This is a genomic window from Chryseolinea soli (assembly GCF_003589925.1).
GTDB lineage: Bacteria > Bacteroidota > Bacteroidia > Cytophagales > Cyclobacteriaceae > Chryseolinea > Chryseolinea soli.
Map to the genome: position 1 here is coordinate 8071802 of NZ_CP032382.1, position 17099 is coordinate 8088900.

17 protein-coding genes are annotated in these 17099 nt (G+C 53.1%); 5 read left to right on the forward strand and 12 right to left on the reverse strand.

The window, feature by feature from the left end; genetic code table 11:
* Positions 1-48 precede the first annotated feature (48 nt).
* The 6 genes from D4L85_RS33530 to D4L85_RS33560 all read right to left on the reverse strand — a co-directional run bounded on the left by D4L85_RS33530 (position 49) and on the right by D4L85_RS33560 (position 6214).
* Positions 49-915 carry an aminotransferase class IV gene (locus D4L85_RS33530; protein WP_119758460.1) on the reverse strand — a complete coding sequence of 289 codons (867 nt, stop codon included), beginning with the start codon at positions 913-915 and terminating at the stop codon, positions 49-51.
* A 93-nt stretch (positions 916-1008) separates the two neighbouring features.
* Complete coding sequence (locus D4L85_RS33535; RefSeq protein ID WP_119758461.1) at positions 1009-1416, reverse strand: acyltransferase; 408 nt, start codon at positions 1414-1416, stop codon at positions 1009-1011.
* A gap of 49 nt (positions 1417-1465) precedes the next feature.
* Positions 1466-2572: an alkene reductase gene (locus D4L85_RS33540; RefSeq protein WP_119758462.1), complete on the reverse strand. Its 1107-nt coding sequence runs from the start codon at positions 2570-2572 to the stop codon at positions 1466-1468.
* A 148-nt stretch (positions 2573-2720) separates the two neighbouring features.
* Positions 2721-3011 carry an ArsR/SmtB family transcription factor gene (locus D4L85_RS33545; RefSeq protein WP_228450716.1) on the reverse strand — a complete coding sequence of 97 codons (291 nt, stop codon included), beginning with the start codon at positions 3009-3011 and terminating at the stop codon, positions 2721-2723.
* A 247-nt stretch (positions 3012-3258) separates the two neighbouring features.
* Positions 3259-4647: an ATP-binding cassette domain-containing protein gene (locus D4L85_RS33555; RefSeq protein ID WP_119758464.1), complete on the reverse strand. Its 1389-nt coding sequence runs from the start codon at positions 4645-4647 to the stop codon at positions 3259-3261.
* Positions 4648-4696: 49 nt separating this feature from the next.
* Entirely contained in the window at positions 4697-6214 is a 1518-nt protein-coding gene (locus D4L85_RS33560) for a TolB family protein (RefSeq protein ID WP_119758465.1), read from the reverse strand.
* A gap of 265 nt (positions 6215-6479) precedes the next feature.
* On the opposite strand from D4L85_RS33560, the gene D4L85_RS33565 reads away from it, so the two are divergent.
* Positions 6480-8144: a DEAD/DEAH box helicase gene (locus D4L85_RS33565; protein ID WP_119758466.1), complete on the forward strand. Its 1665-nt coding sequence runs from the start codon at positions 6480-6482 to the stop codon at positions 8142-8144.
* 90 nt (positions 8145-8234) lie between these two features.
* A complete protein-coding gene (locus tag D4L85_RS33570; protein WP_160144182.1) occupies positions 8235-8663 on the forward strand; it encodes a hypothetical protein in 429 nt (142 codons plus the stop codon).
* Between the two features lie 124 nt (positions 8664-8787).
* Here the strand turns inward: D4L85_RS33570 and D4L85_RS33575 are convergent, their stop codons facing one another.
* The 4 genes from D4L85_RS33575 to D4L85_RS33590 all read right to left on the reverse strand — a co-directional run bounded on the left by D4L85_RS33575 (position 8788) and on the right by D4L85_RS33590 (position 10988).
* A complete protein-coding gene (locus D4L85_RS33575) occupies positions 8788-9396 on the reverse strand; it encodes a superoxide dismutase (protein WP_119759046.1) in 609 nt (202 codons plus the stop codon).
* 149 nt (positions 9397-9545) lie between these two features.
* Entirely contained in the window at positions 9546-9887 is a 342-nt protein-coding gene (locus tag D4L85_RS33580; protein ID WP_073135777.1) for a DUF3127 domain-containing protein, read from the reverse strand.
* 37 nt (positions 9888-9924) lie between these two features.
* Positions 9925-10380 carry a nucleoside deaminase gene (locus D4L85_RS33585; RefSeq protein ID WP_119758468.1) on the reverse strand — a complete coding sequence of 152 codons (456 nt, stop codon included), beginning with the start codon at positions 10378-10380 and terminating at the stop codon, positions 9925-9927.
* 68 nt (positions 10381-10448) lie between these two features.
* Positions 10449-10988 carry a hypothetical protein gene (locus tag D4L85_RS33590; protein WP_160144183.1) on the reverse strand — a complete coding sequence of 180 codons (540 nt, stop codon included), beginning with the start codon at positions 10986-10988 and terminating at the stop codon, positions 10449-10451.
* Positions 10989-11071: 83 nt separating this feature from the next.
* Between D4L85_RS33590 and aspS the strand changes: the two genes are divergently transcribed.
* Positions 11072-12820: an aspartate--tRNA ligase gene (gene aspS / locus D4L85_RS33595; protein WP_119758470.1), complete on the forward strand. Its 1749-nt coding sequence runs from the start codon at positions 11072-11074 to the stop codon at positions 12818-12820.
* Positions 12821-12918: 98 nt separating this feature from the next.
* On the opposite strand, the gene D4L85_RS33600 is transcribed toward aspS, so the two are convergent.
* Positions 12919-13671: a c-type cytochrome gene (locus D4L85_RS33600; protein ID WP_160144184.1), complete on the reverse strand. Its 753-nt coding sequence runs from the start codon at positions 13669-13671 to the stop codon at positions 12919-12921.
* 8 nt (positions 13672-13679) lie between these two features.
* On the reverse strand, positions 13680-15146 hold the full coding sequence (locus D4L85_RS33605) for a flavin monoamine oxidase family protein (RefSeq protein ID WP_119758472.1): 1467 nt from the start codon (positions 15144-15146) through the stop codon (positions 13680-13682).
* Positions 15147-15359: 213 nt separating this feature from the next.
* Here D4L85_RS33605 and speB point away from each other — a divergent pair, with 213 nt between their 5' ends.
* Both speB and D4L85_RS33615 read left to right on the forward strand, forming a co-directional pair.
* Positions 15360-16160: an agmatinase gene (gene speB, locus D4L85_RS33610; RefSeq protein WP_119758473.1), complete on the forward strand. Its 801-nt coding sequence runs from the start codon at positions 15360-15362 to the stop codon at positions 16158-16160.
* 15 nt (positions 16161-16175) lie between these two features.
* Positions 16176-16910, forward strand: a complete 735-nt coding sequence (locus D4L85_RS33615) for a class I SAM-dependent methyltransferase (RefSeq protein ID WP_119758474.1) — start codon at positions 16176-16178, stop codon at positions 16908-16910.
* Positions 16911-17099: the final 189 nt, after the last annotated feature.

Here is a 17099-nt window from a genome sequence, read left to right on the forward strand (position 1 = left end):
TCACGTACCCAGGGCTGACAGCCCTATGTCAACAGGAATCAGAAAATTTTAACTTATTTTTTTTGCAAAGGTGGCTTTGCGGACATCTTCCTCCTCCAAGCGCACCAATTCCTTTAACAGGCCCATCGAAACAGCACCGGGTTTGCCATCGCCAATCACCTGATCATCAATCTGTACGATGGGTACGATGCGTTTGGTGGTGCTGGTGAGGAAGGCTTCTTTGGCGTCGTAGGCATCTTGCAACGAAACGTCGCCTTCGCGGATGGTGTAGGTTGACAGGCTCAGGATGTTTTTACGCGTAACGCCACGCAAAACATTTCCGGCCGCCGTCCAAACGCTGTTGTCTTTTTTCACGATAAAGAAATTCGAACGCGGCAACTCCGAAACCAAACCGGCGCTTTGATACAGCACATCAATGGCATTCTGTTGGATAATCTTTTCCGTGAGCCAGATGCCCATGGAATAGTTGATGGTTTTGACACCCGGAATGTCGCGCACATAGTGGTGTGTGATGATCTTCACGCCTTTTTCAATTTGTGACGGCGGTGGCAAGGTCAGCGTGTGCTGGGTTAGGATGAGGTTGGGGGTCACGATCGCATAGCCGTCCGGCGAATAGCCGCCGGTGAGCAACATCTTTATGCCGGAAGAAGGCAGGTTGTTCTTTTCGATCAGCGCGTAAACGATGTCGGTCAGTTGCGCGCGATCGTAAGGCACCTTCAGCCGCATGATCTCCGCCGAAGCATAGAACCGGTCGAGGTAGTCGGGAAGGAAAAAGGGATGGCCGTTTTCGATCTTGAAAAAATCAAAGATGCCATAGCCGCGCTGAATGGCGAGGTCGCTCACGTGGACCAGTGCTTTCTCTTGCGGCACGATGGCATCGCGAAAAAAAACATAAAGGGGTGTTGCCGCTGTCATGATGGCGCGAAAGATCGAAAGAATTCATACAAAAAAGAAAGCTGCGGCGAAAGATAAACTCCGCCGCAGCTTTTCCGATCTATAGAGAAGGCCTTATATACTTGCCGTTGCTTTCGGCGAGAACAAAGGCTTGTAGTAGTCGCGATACGACCAGGCCAGGTACAGGTTCAAGGCCAGGATCACGACGGCCATCACCACGTTGTCGGTGAGGAATGCATGGAACAACAAGATGTGGATGCTGATCGGCGCCAGGATCACCAGGGCCAGCGGCACGAACACACCCGCCAGTAACAAGATACCCACCACCACTTCCAAACCTTTCAGAAAAGGAAAGAAGTAGCCGGATTGAAACAATGCGCCGGCAAAGCTATCGGCCGGTCCACCTGCCGAAGGAGGTGTGGGCAGAAAGTGCAGGAAGAAATTCAGTCCGAAGACAAAGTAGATCAGCCCGAGTACAATGCGCGCACTCACGACGCCGATGGATTTGATTTTTGTTGACATAATTTTTTTAGATTTTAGATTATTGTTCAGAATAAAGTTTTACAGGTGTTCAGGCGCTCACCGTTTCGTCTGCAAACACCGGGTAGTCGATAAGACCTTTTGCCCCCGGGGTGTAGAAGGTGCTGAAGTCCAGCATGAGGTTGAGCGGGAAATTTTTACGGAAGCGATCCACGAGATCGGGGTTGTTGATGAAGGGCTTGCCAAAAGCCACCAGGTCGCCGTGACCGGCGTCGAGGTCTTCGTTGGCGCGGGCCAGCGTGTAGCCACCGGAAAGAATCAGCGTGTTGTTGAACCGTTCGCGGATTCCTTTCTTGATGGCTTGGGGCACTTCGGGAGCACCCCCTCCGCTGTGATCCACCAGGTGGATATACACCAAGCCCAGCTTGTTCAGTTGTTCGGCGAGATGATGATAGGTTGCTGTGATCTCATCGTAGTGCGGCATGTCGTTGAAGACACCATAAGGCGAAAGACGAATGCCCGTGCGGTCTTTACCGATCGCGTTGCTCACGGCTTCGGCCACTTCCAACACAAAGCGCGTGCGGTTCTCTACGCTGCCACCATATTCATCGGTGCGTTGGTTGGAAAAGGGCGAGAGAAATTGTTCCAATAAATAGCCGTTCGCACCATGCAACTCCACGCCATCGAAACCCGCGGCGATAGCATTTTGTGCGGCCTTTACATATTCTGCTTTTGTCGATGCGATCAGGTCGGCACTCATGGCCTCGGGGGTCGGGTGTTCCAGCATGTCGCCGCTTTTATCGGTCCACATTTTGCCACTGGCTACGATGGCCGAGGGGCCAATCAGTTTTGCGGCGGCCGGAAGATTGTGGGGGTGACCGATGCGGCCTGCGTGCATGAGTTGCATAAAGATCTTGCCACCTTTTTTATGTACCGCTTCTGCTACAGGCTTCCAGGCTTGCGTTTGCTCGTCAGAGAAGATGCCCGGGATGCGTGCATATCCCAACCCATGCGGCGACGGCGAGACGCCTTCCGTGATGATCAACCCCGCCGAAGCGCGTTGGCCATAGTAGTCGGCGATCAGGTTGTTGGGGAGGTTATTGATAGCACGGGAGCGCGTCATGGGCGACATCACGATTCTGCTGGTCAATGTATGGGCGCCAAGGGCGTAGGGTGTTAGAGCGGTTGATGTACTCATAATTTCTTAGTTTAATACATTTAAATGTTTCGATGTGTTATTTCAAAAAAAAGCCCGGTGGAGGCTTCTGATCCTATAAATGCGCTGGGGAACAAAAAGGTTCATCGACTCATTTAAATTTTTCGATCTATTTTTTCAAAAAAAAGGATCAGCTTGATTTCAACGCGTTTACGGCATTGGTATACTCTTTTACCAATTGCTCGTTCAGGTTGTATTTGTGATGTCTCCCCTCTTTTTCGGCTTCGATGAGGCCGGCTTCCACCAATATTTTGATGTGATGGCTAATGGAGGGCTGTGTGAGGTCGATAACGTCCTGTATTTCGGAACATTGACCGCAACCACCTTTTTTAGAGATGTGTTGCAGGATTTTCAGGCGATTGGAATCGCCCAAAGCCTTCGAGATTTTCTCTACTTGTTTCCAGTTCAGTGCCATGATCATGTATAGATCAATGTAAATATATTAATCTGAGCTAATTACACAAAGGCCCTTAAAAAAGTTTCCGGGTTTGCGGTACAGGGCTTGCAGCCGTTGGCGATGAAACCATTAGAAACAAGCGACAAAAAGAAGCGCATCATGCCGATCACGCACATACAATTTTGTCCATCGCTCTCTTCCCGGATGATTCTATTGACTTTGAACCAGAAGGTTCGCAAAAGAAGTGCCGATTTCCATCGCCGCAAAAAAATCAAAGCCGCAAGGTGTGCGATGTCCAGTCGGCAATGTCTTGTTCGTCGTGGGTGATCAGGATCAGGGTGGTCTCTGGGTGCAGGTGTGCCTGCAAATAGGCTGTGACCCGCGCGCGTTGGTCGAGGTCCAGGAACTGAAAGGGCTCGTCCAGGAGGATCAATTCTTTTTCGGTGAGAAAGGTGCTGATCATTAGAAGCATTTGCAACTGGCCCGACGACAGGAACCGCACGGGGTTGTCGATAAAAGAAGCGGCCTGAAAATAATCGATCAACGCGTTCAGGGCTTGTGCTTCGGCTTTCCGGTGAATGTTCTGGATGTAGTCGCGCCCCGTCGCGGCAATGGTCTTTGGTGCGAGGTAGTTGATCAATTCCGGCCCCAGGTAGGCGATGCGTCGCTTGATATCCCAGATCGACTCGCCCGTGCCCCGGCGTTTACCAAACAAAAAGATCTCTTGCGTGTAGGCCATCGGATGGTCGGCAAAGATCATGCTGAACAACGTGGTCTTGCCCGCGCCATTGCGTCCCACCAGCGCCCAACGCTCACCCTTGTTCACCCGCCAGTTGAAATGTTCCAGGATAACTTTCTGCCCGTACTGAATCCTCAGGTCGGTGATGACAATGACCGGCTCTCCTTCCGCGACGGTTTCGCGGGCCACACTTGGTCTGGGATGAAGATCATCAAAAGGTAGCGCCGCGATCGTTTCCTTTTTCCGGATGGAAAAATGCTCCAACACCAGCCTGCGGTTCATCACGGAGGGAAGACGGTGATAGTGATCCACCATGATCATTTGGATGCCATAGGTGTTCGCCATAAAGTCGATCAACTCACAAAGGTCTTTGCGGCTTCCCGGGTCCAGCCCTTCAAACGGATAGTCCAGCAGCAACACGCGTGGGATCTCGCGAATAAGACTTTTATGAAACAAAACTTTTTTCAACTGCCCGTTCGACAGCCGCGTAACATCCACGTCCAGCAAGTGCAGGATCGACAGGTTCGCCGGCATGGACAACGACGACAACGCCTCTACACCTTCTCCCAGGATCTGGCGCACGGTGACGACGTCATCGGGAGCCATGGTGTAGTAGCGCTGCTGGTAGAACAGGTTGGGATTGTTGTTGAGAAAGGCCTGTAGCGCATGCGTGGGAATGTAGTGGATCTTGCGCTTGCGTTCCGCATGGCGTTCGTCCCAAGAATTTCCGGAAATAAAATCGCAGTGGATCTCTCCTTTTGGCAAATGGGTCATACCCGCCAGCATTTCCAACAACACGGTTTTGCCGCTGCCGTTGGGGCCGGTGATCACCCAGTGCTCGCCATCGTTGATCTGCCAATTAAAATCCCGGAACAGGCGCAAGCCCGACCGCACTACGTCTGCGTTCTTTATTTCGATCATCTACCGTTCTCTACAATCTCCACTGTTTCAAAGGAAAAGCAACGACCTTTTATTTTCCCGAATTACTAACGAACGCAATCGAATTACTATCCGGCGACCACGACGGCACATTGATCGTTCCCTGACCGCCATACAAATAGGCGATCACGCGCGGCGCACCGCCCGACACGCCCATCAGCCGCAGCATCACGCGCTTGTAGGACGGGTGATCGTTTACGGGAATGTCCGGGGGAAAAGAAATGAAAGCGATCCATTTTCCATCGGGCGAAATGTGGGGGAACCAGTTGTTGTATTCGTCGAAGGTGAGTTGTTCTTTGGCCGAGCCATCGGGTTTCATGCGCCAGAGTTGCATGGTGCCCGATTGATTGCCGTTGTAATAGATGTATTTTCCGTCGGGCGAATATTCGGGGCCATCCATGTGCGTGCCCACGTTGTTGGTGAGTTTGATCTCTTCGCCGCCGTTCACCGAGATCTTGTAGATGTCGTATACTTTGCCATCGCGCTGGCCTACGAAGACGAGCTCTTTTCCATTCGGCGCCCAGCCGTGCAGGTAAGAAGGCGTTTTCTCCGTCACTTGTTTCGGTGTGCCGCCACCAATGGGCACGACATATACCGTTGAGCCTCCACCCGGCAATCCCTCGCGGTGAGAACTGAGCGCGATCATTTTCCCATCGAAAGAGATCACGTGGTCGTTGTTGTTGTGGTTGATGGATTCGGTGTTGATCTTTTCGGGTGTGCCCCCGGTAATGGGCATTTTGTAGAGCGAACCGTTCTCGTTGAACAAAAGGTGTTGGCCCCCAGGCATCCAGTTGGGTGCTTCAAAACGGCCGGTGGATTCGCGGATCACTTTGCGCTTGCCGTCCCACACGTTCATCACTTCCATGCGGCAGCCGATCCATCCTTCCTTGCCGGGGTTGTAGGTTTCGGGTACAGGCTGATCGATGCGGACATTCCATACCCGGGCTTCCTCCACCACATCCGGATTGTGCGACGAGATAAATAAGCCGGCGAGCACTTCGTCCTTCATGCTCTCCATCGTCACGGAGCCGATCACTTGCAGGGGCTCGCCGCGGTGCGCTGCCCGCATGGTGAGCTTTTTACCGGCGCGCTCGAGTTGAATGATGTTGTAGTTTTTCTTGGTCGTAAATATTTCATCTTCCGGATCCCGCATAAAGGCGCCCTTCAGCAAACGCCATTGCAACACGGTGAGGCCATCACCGTGGTTGGTGGCCGTGACGTGGGCGGCGTTGTCGTCTTTCGATTCGCGGACCATCCAGCCGATCTTGCGGTGGGCGTCGGTGCCGTTGCCCACAAACTCGAAGTTGGCGGTGAGGATGAAGTCGCCTTTCAATTTTTTGTAGGCGTATTGAAATTCATCGCGGGCAAACCAGATGTTGTAGCCCGCGCCTTTCAGCGTGTAGGTCTGGGTGGCCTCGTCGTATTGGGTCGATCCGGCCAGCTTGGGATTGCCCACGTCGGTGTAGTCCTGGAAGATGCCCACCGGACGCTCCTGGGCAGCGACTGCACTCGTTGCCAGGATGCAAAGGAGAAGGATGAAAGATCTCATGGAAAGGGTTGGTTAGGTGTTTTAGGTGTCGGGGAATCAATTTAGAGAAAAACAGGTTTCATAGGCGCGAAGGATGTGTCGGGCGGTTGGAATGCCCCGGAAGTGGTCGGGCGGCCGTACGGGCGCGGTTCTCTCGGTTTATTTTCGTACCTTTGCACATCATTCCGATTAAATCACATAAAAAAGGCGTTTTTCACGCCACATTTTTCAGGAGGCATTCATTTAAACAACGCTTTCAAGTCCTCCGCAGCACTAAAATCCAATCATGTCATTTGAAAAATTAAATCTCATTGAGCCCCTTTTGAGGGCTTTGAAAGCAGAAGGCTATACGACACCCACTCCTATTCAGGAGCAATCGATACCCATCTCCCTGGAACGACGCGATCTGCTTGCCTGCGCCCAAACCGGCACCGGCAAAACCGCAGCGTTCACGCTCCCTATTCTTCAATTGCTTCACCAGGACGAGCTCTTCGTAAAAGGCCCCGCCGGCATTAAAGCATTGATCCTTACGCCTACGCGCGAGCTGGCCATCCAGATCGGCGAAAGCATCGCCGCCTATGGCAAATACCTGCGCATCCGCCACACGGTCATCTTCGGTGGCGTGCCCCAACGTTCCCAAACCGACGCCTTGCGCGCCGGTGTGGAGATCCTGGTGGCTACCCCCGGCAGGTTGCTGGACCTCATGGACCAGCGCTTTGTGAAACTCCAAAACCTGAAGGTGCTGGTTTTGGATGAAGCCGACCGCATGCTGGACATGGGCTTTATCCACGACGTGAAGAAAGTGATCGCCAAGGTCCCCACCCAACGCCAAACGCTGTTCTTCTCGGCCACCATGCCCCCCGAAATCGCCAAGCTGGCCGACACCATCCTCACCAACCCGCAGCGCGTGGAGGTGACACCGGTATCGTCTACGGCCAATACCATTCAGCAATCGGTGTTCTTTGTGGAGAAGCGCGACAAAAAGAAATTGTTGCTTCACCTCTTAAAAGACCAGACCATTGCCACGGCCCTCGTGTTCGCGCGCACCAAACACGGTGCCGACCGCGTGGCCAAAGATCTGAATCAAGCCGGCGTCCGGGCAGAAGCCATACACGGAAACAAATCGCAGGGCGCACGCCAACGCGCGCTCAGCAACTTTAAGTCGCAGCACACGCGCGTACTCGTGGCCACCGACATCGCCGCCCGCGGCATTGACGTGGACGACCTGTCGACCGTGATCAACTACGAGTTGCCCAACGTTCCCGAAACCTATGTTCACCGCATAGGCCGCACGGGACGTGCCGGTGCGAGTGGTGTTTCGTATTCGTTCTGCGACGAAGAAGAGAAGGAATATCTTAGCGACATTCACAAGCTCATCAAGAAGACCATACCGGTGGTAGAGGATCATCCCTATCCCTTGCTGCATGCCGGCATGCCCAAGACGAACGCTGCTCCGGCACAACGTCAGGGTAACCAGGGCAATCAACAACGCCGTCAAGGTCCGGGTGGAGGCAATCGTTCACGCCGTCCGGGTAATCAAGGTCACCAGGCGCGTCCGGGCAACGCCCGGGATGGAGGTCGCCAGGGCCGGTCAACGGACCTTCCCGATCTGAACCCCGCGACGGACACCCCACGGACACCGCGTCCTGAAAACAAAGGCAACGCAGGTCGTCCGGAGAATGGCCGCCACACCGGTGGTCGCCCCGACAATAGAAATCAAGGCGGTCGTTCCGAAAATAAAAACAACGGCGGTCGCTCCGGGAATGGCAACGCCAGCCCTGGTCGTCATTCGGGAAAGCCAAGCAGTCATTCTTCCGGTCGTCCAGTCAATGCAAACCCGGCGAAGAATATGGATCAGCCTGCCAAGTCAAACCCATCGGATTGGTCAAGCCTTTCCGATAGCCAGTCCGATCTGGATTGGGGTGGAGGACTTCGCCTGAGCTACGAATAAATGGAATTGACCGGGTTTGCTATCCGGTCATTGTCCGTTCATCAACTACACACCTGCATTAACGTTATATTTGTGCGTTAATGCAGGTGTATGTTTTTACGATCGTTTCTTTTTCTCATGCTGTTGTGCTGTACGATTTTCTGTCACGCTCAAGACGCCAAGGACTTCATGTTTGGCACGGCCCTGGATCTGGCCAAGACCGACTATGAGGGCATCCTCAAGAAGGCACAGTTCTCTGCCGAAGGCCACTATTTTTTTACCCGCAGCATCACCGCGTCGGCGGGCTTCGACGTTTGGACGAGCGATGGTGTGAGCTTTGTGTTGGGTGGGCGCTGGTATCCAATGGATAATTTCTTTACGCGTGTTCGTGGTCTCATCGGTGAAAATGATATAGCGCTGGGCGCTGGGTGGAACCAGGTCCTTAGCGATCGCTGGCGGTTTGAAGCGATGGCTGATTTTTATTTTAAGGGTGACTTCGCGATGCGTGCGGGGGTGATGTATGTAGTTCCGCATAAATAAGCAGACAGGCTGAGTTCTGGTATTGCAACGGTTGGGGTATCCATTGGATTAATGCCTCAGCGGCAATCATAAAAAAAGGCCGCCCTTTTTCGAGGCGGCCTTCTTTTTTTATCAATGATCAAAATTATTTCGCAGCAGCGAGGCGTTTTGCCACTTCGCTCCAGTTCACCACGTTCCAGAAAGCGGTGATGTAGTCGGGTCTGCGGTTTTGATAGTTCAGGTAGTAAGCGTGTTCCCATACATCCAAGCCAAGGACAGGGGTGCCTTTCACTTCGGCAACGTCCATCAGGGGATTGTCCTGGTTCGGGGTGGAGGTGATTTGCAGTTTGCCGCTGGCGTCTTTTACGAGCCAAGCCCAGCCAGAACCGAAGCGGCCAGTGCCGGCAGCAGCGAATTTGGTTTTGAACTCGTCGAACGTTCCAAAGGCACCGTTGATGGCGTCGGCCACTGCACCGGTAGGCGCACCACCAGCACCGGGACCCAGTACGGTCCAGAACAGGCTGTGGTTATAGTGACCACCGCCGTTGTTGCGAACGGCTGCGGGGTATTTGGAAATATTTTTGCAGATCTCTTCGATGCTCAGGCTCTCTTCGGGCTTGCCGGCGACGGCAGCGTTCAGGTTGGTGACATAAGCGTTATGGTGTTTGCCATGGTGAATTTCCATGGTACGGGCGTCGATATGCGGCTCCAATGCATTAAACGCATAGGGAAGAGCGGGAAGGGTAAAGGCCATGATGAATGATTTTTTAGGGTTTAACAATATTTTTTTGGGAATCAAATATACAACCATTCGCTGCTGAAGAAAATTTCATGCGGGCGCGATTATCTTATCGATCACCGGTGATTTTTCTAACAAAAGCACACCGTTCTTGTTCTTCCTTTTTAAAAAGGCAGGTCGTCCGTAGCCGTGTTCGACGCCATGAACGGCTCTTCGTCGGGAGGAGGAGGTGTTCCGCCACCGCTGGTCTTCTCGATCTTCCAGGCGCGGGCCTCGGTGTACCAGCGGCCGTTGTATTCGCGGCTTTCCAGGTCCACGGCCACGCTAATGAGTTCGCCTACGGCAAGGTTGTATTGATCCACTTTATCGCCCCAGATGGACAAGCAGATCTTTTTGGGATATTGTCCCGGGGTTTCCAAGATGAATTCCTGCTTTTTCCAGGGACCTTTTTTTCCCATCCCGGTTGTCAACGGCAGCAATTGTGCTACTCTTCCTTTTACTTCCATGATTGATTTATCGTTTTGCTGTTTATAATTATTTATTTCACCGTTCTCCCGCTTTGCGTATACGCGCAAAGAACGTGTCGATCAGTTTCTTGCACTCCTCGGCTTTCATGCCTTTTTCCACCGTGGTGCGCGGATGCAACAGCGGTGTGCTCACCAGGCTGTAGCCGCGTTGCACGTCGGATGCGCCGTAGACCAATTTCTGCAACTGCACCCAGTGCAGGGCTCCGGCACACATCACACAAGGTTCTAACGTGACGTAGAGGGTACATTCACTGAGGTATTTCGAACCTAAATAGTTTGCCGCCGCGGTCGTCGCCAACATCTCGGCGTGGGCGGTGGCATCCGTGAGCTTTTCGGTTTGATTGTGGGCCCGGGCAATGATCCGGTTTTTGCAAACCACCACCGCGCCCACGGGCACTTCATTGATCGCTAACGCCTTGTCGGCTTCTTTTAGGGCTTCGCGCATGAAGTATTCGTCCGTAAAAAGCTCCATAGGGTCACAAAGCTAAACGCCTTGGGCAAAATGACAAGCGCATGTCTGCTCCTTTCGCGGGTCGAGACCTATTTTATCTTGATGCTCATCATCATCGACCGGGCCGTTTCCTGCCAATCCTGTTGCAGGCGCTTGGGGCAATTGAACGAAAATGCCAGGGTCTGGCGGGGTTCCACGAGGTATTGAATGTAGGTATAGCGCAACACGGGGTCCTGCAGCCCTTCTTGTTTCCGGCTGCCGTTGAGGCGTGCATCGAACTCGAAGAATATCAATTTTTTACCACCCACATCGTGGATGCCTTCGTCGATCATGTTCACGCGGTCGAACATGTTCATGATGCTGGCGCGGAAAAATTTTTGGGCCAGGGCCAGGTCGGCGTCGGGCCATTGTGTAGCGGAAATGTTTACGCTAAAATCCACTTCCCGCTCGGCGTTGGTGTAGGCGGCCAGGGGCGCCCGGATCGACGGATAGCGTTCGTTGAAATCCATATCGTCCATAGGATGCCAGTCCTGGGGTACCGAAACCGTTATGGCGTCGTTCACTTTCACTTTCTTCATCTTAGGCTTCCCTGCGGCCAGGCACAGGAGGGCCAGCAGACAGAGGGCCATGGGGGTGGCACTTTTAATTTTTAGCATATAAGGCGCAGACACAAAGTATTGTTAAATTCGCGGCTAAATTAATTAAAACTCAGATGTTACGGACTCATACTTGCGGTGAATTGAGGTTATCAGACGCAAATAAACACGTTACCCTGGCGGGCTGGGTACAGCGCGTACGCGACAAGGGGAGTGTTTTGTGGATCGACCTCCGCGACCGCTACGGTATTACCCAATTGATCTTTGAAGAAGGCAAAAGCGCCGCCGATCTGGTGGAAAAAGGCCGCAGCCTCGGCCGTGAGTTTGTGGTACAGGTAGAGGGCGTCGTCACCGAGCGCCTTTCCAAAAACGACAAGATCGCCACAGGCGAGATCGAAGTGAAAGTGACGGCCATCAACATCCTCAACGCCGCCAAACTTCCCCCCTTCACCATTGAAGACGACACCGATGGCGGCGACGAGCTGCGCATGAAATACCGCTACCTCGATTTGCGCCGTAACCCCGTGCGCGAAAGCCTCCAGCTCCGCCACAAGATGGCCCAGCAAACCCGTACCTACCTCGATGGACAGAACTTCATCGAAGTGGAAACGCCCGTGCTCATCAAGTCCACGCCCGAAGGCGCGCGCGACTTTGTGGTGCCTTCGCGCGTGCATCACGGCGAATTCTATGCATTGCCCCAATCGCCCCAGACGTTTAAACAATTGTTGATGGTTTCCGGCTTCGACCGTTACTATCAGATCGTAAAATGTTTTCGCGACGAAGACCTGCGCGCAGACCGTCAACCGGAATTCACGCAGATCGACTGCGAGATGGCCTTCATCACGCAAGAAGATATTCTCAACATGTTCGAGGGCCTCGTGCGCCATCTCTTCAAGCATGTGAAAGGGATCGACATGCCGTCGGTGCCGCGCATGAACTATGACGAAGCCATGAAACGCTACGGTTCCGACAAGCCCGACACACGCTTCGCCATGGAGTTTGTGGAGATCACCGAACTGACCAAAGGCAAAAATTTCCCCGTGTTCGAAAGCGCCGAATTGGTCGTCGGCATCAATGCCACGGGATGTTCCGAATATTCGCGCAAGCAAATCGACGAGCTGACAGAATTTGTAAAGCGCCCGCAGATCGGAGCAAAAGGTTTGGTGTATGTACAATACCGCACCGATAGCACCGTCAAATCTTCGATAGATAAATTTTATACGCCGGAAGAACTGAAGACGTGGGTTGACAAATTCAACGCCAAGCCCGGAGACCTTATCCTCTTGATGGCCGGCGAGACCTACACCACCCGCAAGCAACTGAATGAGCTGCGCTTGTTGATGGGCGACAAACTGGGGCTGCGTGACAAACAAAAATTCTCTGCACTGTGGGTAGTCGACTTCCCGCTGCTGGAGTGGAGCGAAGAAACGAAGCGCTACCACGCCATGCACCACCCGTTCACATCGCCGAAACCCGAAGACATCAAGTTGCTGGACACCGATCCCGGCAAAGTGCGCGCCAATGCCTATGACATGGTGATCAACGGCACGGAAGTTGGAGGCGGTTCCATCCGGATCCACGACCGGCCTACCCAACAAATGATGTTCAGCCACCTGGGCTTTTCGGAAGAAGAGGCCAAGAAACAATTCGGTTTTCTTATGGACGCTTTCGAATTCGGCGCACCTCCACACGGTGGCATCGCGTTTGGCTTCGACCGGCTGTGCTCCATCTTTGGTGGTGCCGATTCCATCCGCGACTTCATCGCGTTCCCCAAGAACAACGCGGGCCGCGATGTGATGATCGACACGCCGTCGACGATTTCCGAAGAGCAGATGAAGGAACTGGCCTTGCTGACACGGAAGTAATCCTTACAAAAAATAATCAAAGCATATCCTGTCTTCGCGCAAACCCTGAGGGACGCGCGAAGACATTTTTATTTCAATTCTTCAAACAAAGTTTATTTTCAATTCTTCAGCATGAGGGTATACTGCCCCCGTTTGCGTTGTTGTGGATTATCCTTCAGTCCGTGGTCGGTATAGCTGGCCCGCAAAAGATAAACGCCTTTGCCCGCATCTTTCACCGGCTTCATCCTCGTTTTGAATGCGCCGCTGATGCCCGTCAAATAAAAATGATCAGCATCCTTGTTGCTTTTCAAAATCCATCGCGCGATCTCTTTCGCCTGCACAGCCTGCACCTCGGGATGCGGCGGCATGGGAATGTTTCCCCACGTGCCCAGCGAACCGCCGATTATTTTCTTCGACAGCGCGTCTTCCATACTTGCACTGTATGGATACTTGGCAGCAATTTGTTGGAACGACGGGCCGATCAATTTGTCGTTGGCCGTATGACAATTGAAGCACGGGAGGGTGGTCATGGTTAGCAGCGCTTCCGGCTCGGGTTCCGTCTTGGATCGTTCCGAACGGTAGGCCTGGAGTTGTGCTGAGTCGGAAAGGAATAGAACCTGCAACAACACTTCATGGGGAGCGATCTCATCATATTCCGAATTGCCGTCCTCTTTGTCGTTGACATGGATCGTGTAGTTGACCATCGCATTCCACTGGAATTTTGCGTTGGCGGCGGGGAGTGTCATGCGCACTACCGGCGCGGTATTCTCGGCAGCGGGTTCGCTTTCGCGGAAAGAAGAAAGCATTGCGCCCGACAGAATCGTTAAGGCAACCACGCCACCGCCCACAAAGGCTCTTCGAAACGTATTCATTCGCGCGATCAGGCTTTGTCGATTTCCTGGGCCACGCGGTTGGCCGAGCGTGTAGCCGCCTCGGTGCCCCAGTTCAGGTTGTCGGCATAGGCGCCGGCAAAGTAAATGCGACCAAAAGGCTTCATCACCTCGGGCCAGAATTTTTTCAGCGTGCCGATGCCAAAGGGTGTCCGTTCACACGTGGAGGCATAGGTCTCCTTGGTCCAATCGCGGCTGGTGGCGAATTCGATGGTGTCGTGCTTGCCGGGATAGACCGAGCGAAAGGCCGCCAAAGCCCGCTGCGGCGAAACACCTCCAGGACCTGTGCCCAGAATGACCACGCGATGCGTTTCGACTTCATCGGCCGATTGCCACACCGACCAGAGATCGGGCAGGTCGAGTTCCATGTTGATGCTCAGCTTGTCGTCCAGCCAGAATTTGGACGACGCCTGGAACACGAAGCGTTGGTAGGAATCGTAGACAAGGTTGTCGAGCACGAATTGTTTCTCCGGCGAGAAGCCTGGCGTGACGGGAATGTTCTTGAATGCCGGCGGTGGGATGCAGTTCACGAAGTAGTCGGCCTGCATTTCTTTTTGTTCGTTTAATTGTTTGTAGGTAACGGTCACGCCGCTGTCGCCGTGCTTGATGGAAAGGATCGGGGTGTTGAGCCACACTTTCGAGCCGAGGCGCTTCGCGAACGCGTTGGGCAGCATTTGATTGCCTCCCTTTAATCGGAACACTTCCGGCGGCGCCAGGGGCACACCGCGGAGATGGAGAATCGCCGCGCGCCACAATTCAAATTGCACGGAATAGTCGGCGCCTCCCAAAAACTTCAAGGCGGTGGCGGAGGCGCCATCCTTCTTGTATAATTCGGCCATGGGTGTACTATCCATGTTATCGTAGCCTACACCAAACGGTTGATATTCGTCTTTGAATTTATCGAGGTAGGGTTTCACATAGAGCGACTCCAGATCCCACCACGGGTTTTGCGAGAGAAATTTTACTTCGCGATCGTTGAACCCAAATTTTTTGAGCACCACCGGGTCCGCCAGCATTTCTTCCGTGTAGAACTTGTCGTCGATGCGGCGCAGCAGGTTCTTGCGGCGGGGATAGGGCAACGCGGTGAGTCCGAATTCCTGGATGTATCCCCAGTAACGGTCATAGCCTGGTTTGCAAATATGTTCCATGCCACCGTCGCCGTATAGACCATCAGAGAGACCGTCGTGTACGGTGAACACGTGGCCGCCATGGCGACCGCTGGCTTCCATGACCACTACGTCGTGACCCCGGCGCGTGAGCTCATAGGCGGTGCAAAGCCCTGCCAGTCCCCCACCCCCAACGATCACTTTTTTAGGGTTGGCCGAAGAGGCGATTTCCATTTTTTCCGGGTCTGCCTTCAGACCGTCTTCCAACCATGATTTTGGATCTACAACGGACACGCCCATGCCGGCCATCATGCTATTCTTCAGGAAGTCTCTTCGTTTAAAGGTGCTCATAGGAAGGGGGTAAAAGTGTATTTCAATTTACGGCTTTCAGTAAATAAAAAAAGATTTTGTAAGTCAATTTATGTAAAAGGAAAGTATTCGAAGATTATGATAGCAACGAATCATTTCTAAAATCCATACACAGGACATCAACTCCGGGCCGTAAAGAGCCGCCATATCAGGCCAAAACTTCTATTTTTGATAACGTCTTAACCCCTACATCTCATGGTCTCCGTACTTGGAATTCCTTTGGACAGCAACTCTTCCTTTTTATCGGGTGCGGCCTCGGCACCCCAAAAGATCCGTGAAGCCTATCACTCGGCTTCCGCCAATTATTGCGCAGAAAATGGAATGGATCTCAACCAAATCCAGTCGTGGAAAGACCAGGGTGACCTGCAGCTTCCCGGCATGCCGGCAGCCTTTCCGTCGATCGAACAAAATGTTTTCAATTGGCTTGGCAAAGACCACCACGTGCTGAGTCTGGGGGGAGATCATTCGATCACCTATCCCATTATAAAAGCGTTTGCAAAAAAATATCGCAACCTCAACATCCTCCACCTTGACGCCCATGGCGACTTGTACGACGATTTTGAGGGAAACAAATTTTCGCATGCCTGCCCGTTTGCGCGGATCATGGAAGAGGGCCTGGCATTGCGGTTGGTGCAGGTGGGCATCCGCACCTACAATCCGCATCAGCGTGAACAAGCCCGGCGCTTTGGTGTGGAGTCCATCGAAATGAAGGATTGGAAAGACGGCACGGCGCTGCACTTTGACGGGCCGCTGTATATTTCGCTGGACTTGGATGCGCTCGATCCCGCATTTGTGCCGGGTGTGTCGCATTATGAACCCGGCGGCTTTACCACACGCCAGGTACTGGCCATCCTGCAGGGTTTGGATGCTACCGTCGTCGGGGCCGACATCGTGGAATTGAATCCCACCCGCGACATCAACGGCATGACGGCCATGGTAGCGGCCAAATTTTTTAAGGAGCTATTGGTGAAGCTTTTGCCAGCCGCTTCCGTATAATCTCTTAAAAAAAAAATGAAAGACCTCTTCTCCACCCAGGCCAAACAATATGCGGCCTTCCGCCCGACGTATCCCGAGGCGTTGTACGATTTCATCTTTCAACATGTTCGTGGAAATGAAAATGCCTGGGACTGTGCCACAGGCAATGGACAGGTGGCCCAACGTCTGGCGCGTCAATTCAAAAAGGTTTACGCCACCGACATCAGTCAGAAACAACTGGACCAGGCTTCGCCGGCCAATAACATTCACTACACGGTGAGTCCCGCAGAAAGCACGTCGTTTCCGGATCATCAATTCGATCTCGTCACCGTGGGCCAGGCGCTCCATTGGTTTGATCTCGATAAATTTTATGCGGAGGTAAGGCGTGTGATGAAACCCGGTGGGTTGCTGGCCATTTGGGGCTATGGGTTGCTGTACATTGAACCCGCCATCGATGAAGCCTTTATGAATTTTTACGACAACACCGTAGGGCCCTATTGGGACAATGCCCGCCGGCTGGTGGAGGACGAATACAAAACGATTGCTTTTCCGTTCACGATCATCCCCTCGCCGCCACTGGCCATCGAAACCGAATGGACGCTCGATCATTTGTCGGGGTATTTATCCAGTTGGTCGGCGACCCAAAAATTCATTCAGCAAAAAGGATACGATCCCGTGCCTGAATTCATTCAGCAGTTGGCCATCCTTTGGGGCCAGGGTTCGCGGCGTGTCCGATTCCCCGTGTTCACCCGGGTGGCGATTATCGCTTAAAGGATTCATTGCACGGGTGTCTGCATACCAACGATATCGCTTCTTGCGACGTGTCCTTTTTTGCCCATCCCAATTCAGCCTGGCCAACCACTGTACGCGGTAAATATCCAAGTTCCGACATTAAATCTATGTTAAGAAACTCACGAAAAACCCGGGCGTATACCGGTTGGGTGAGCGTTTACAACCCCA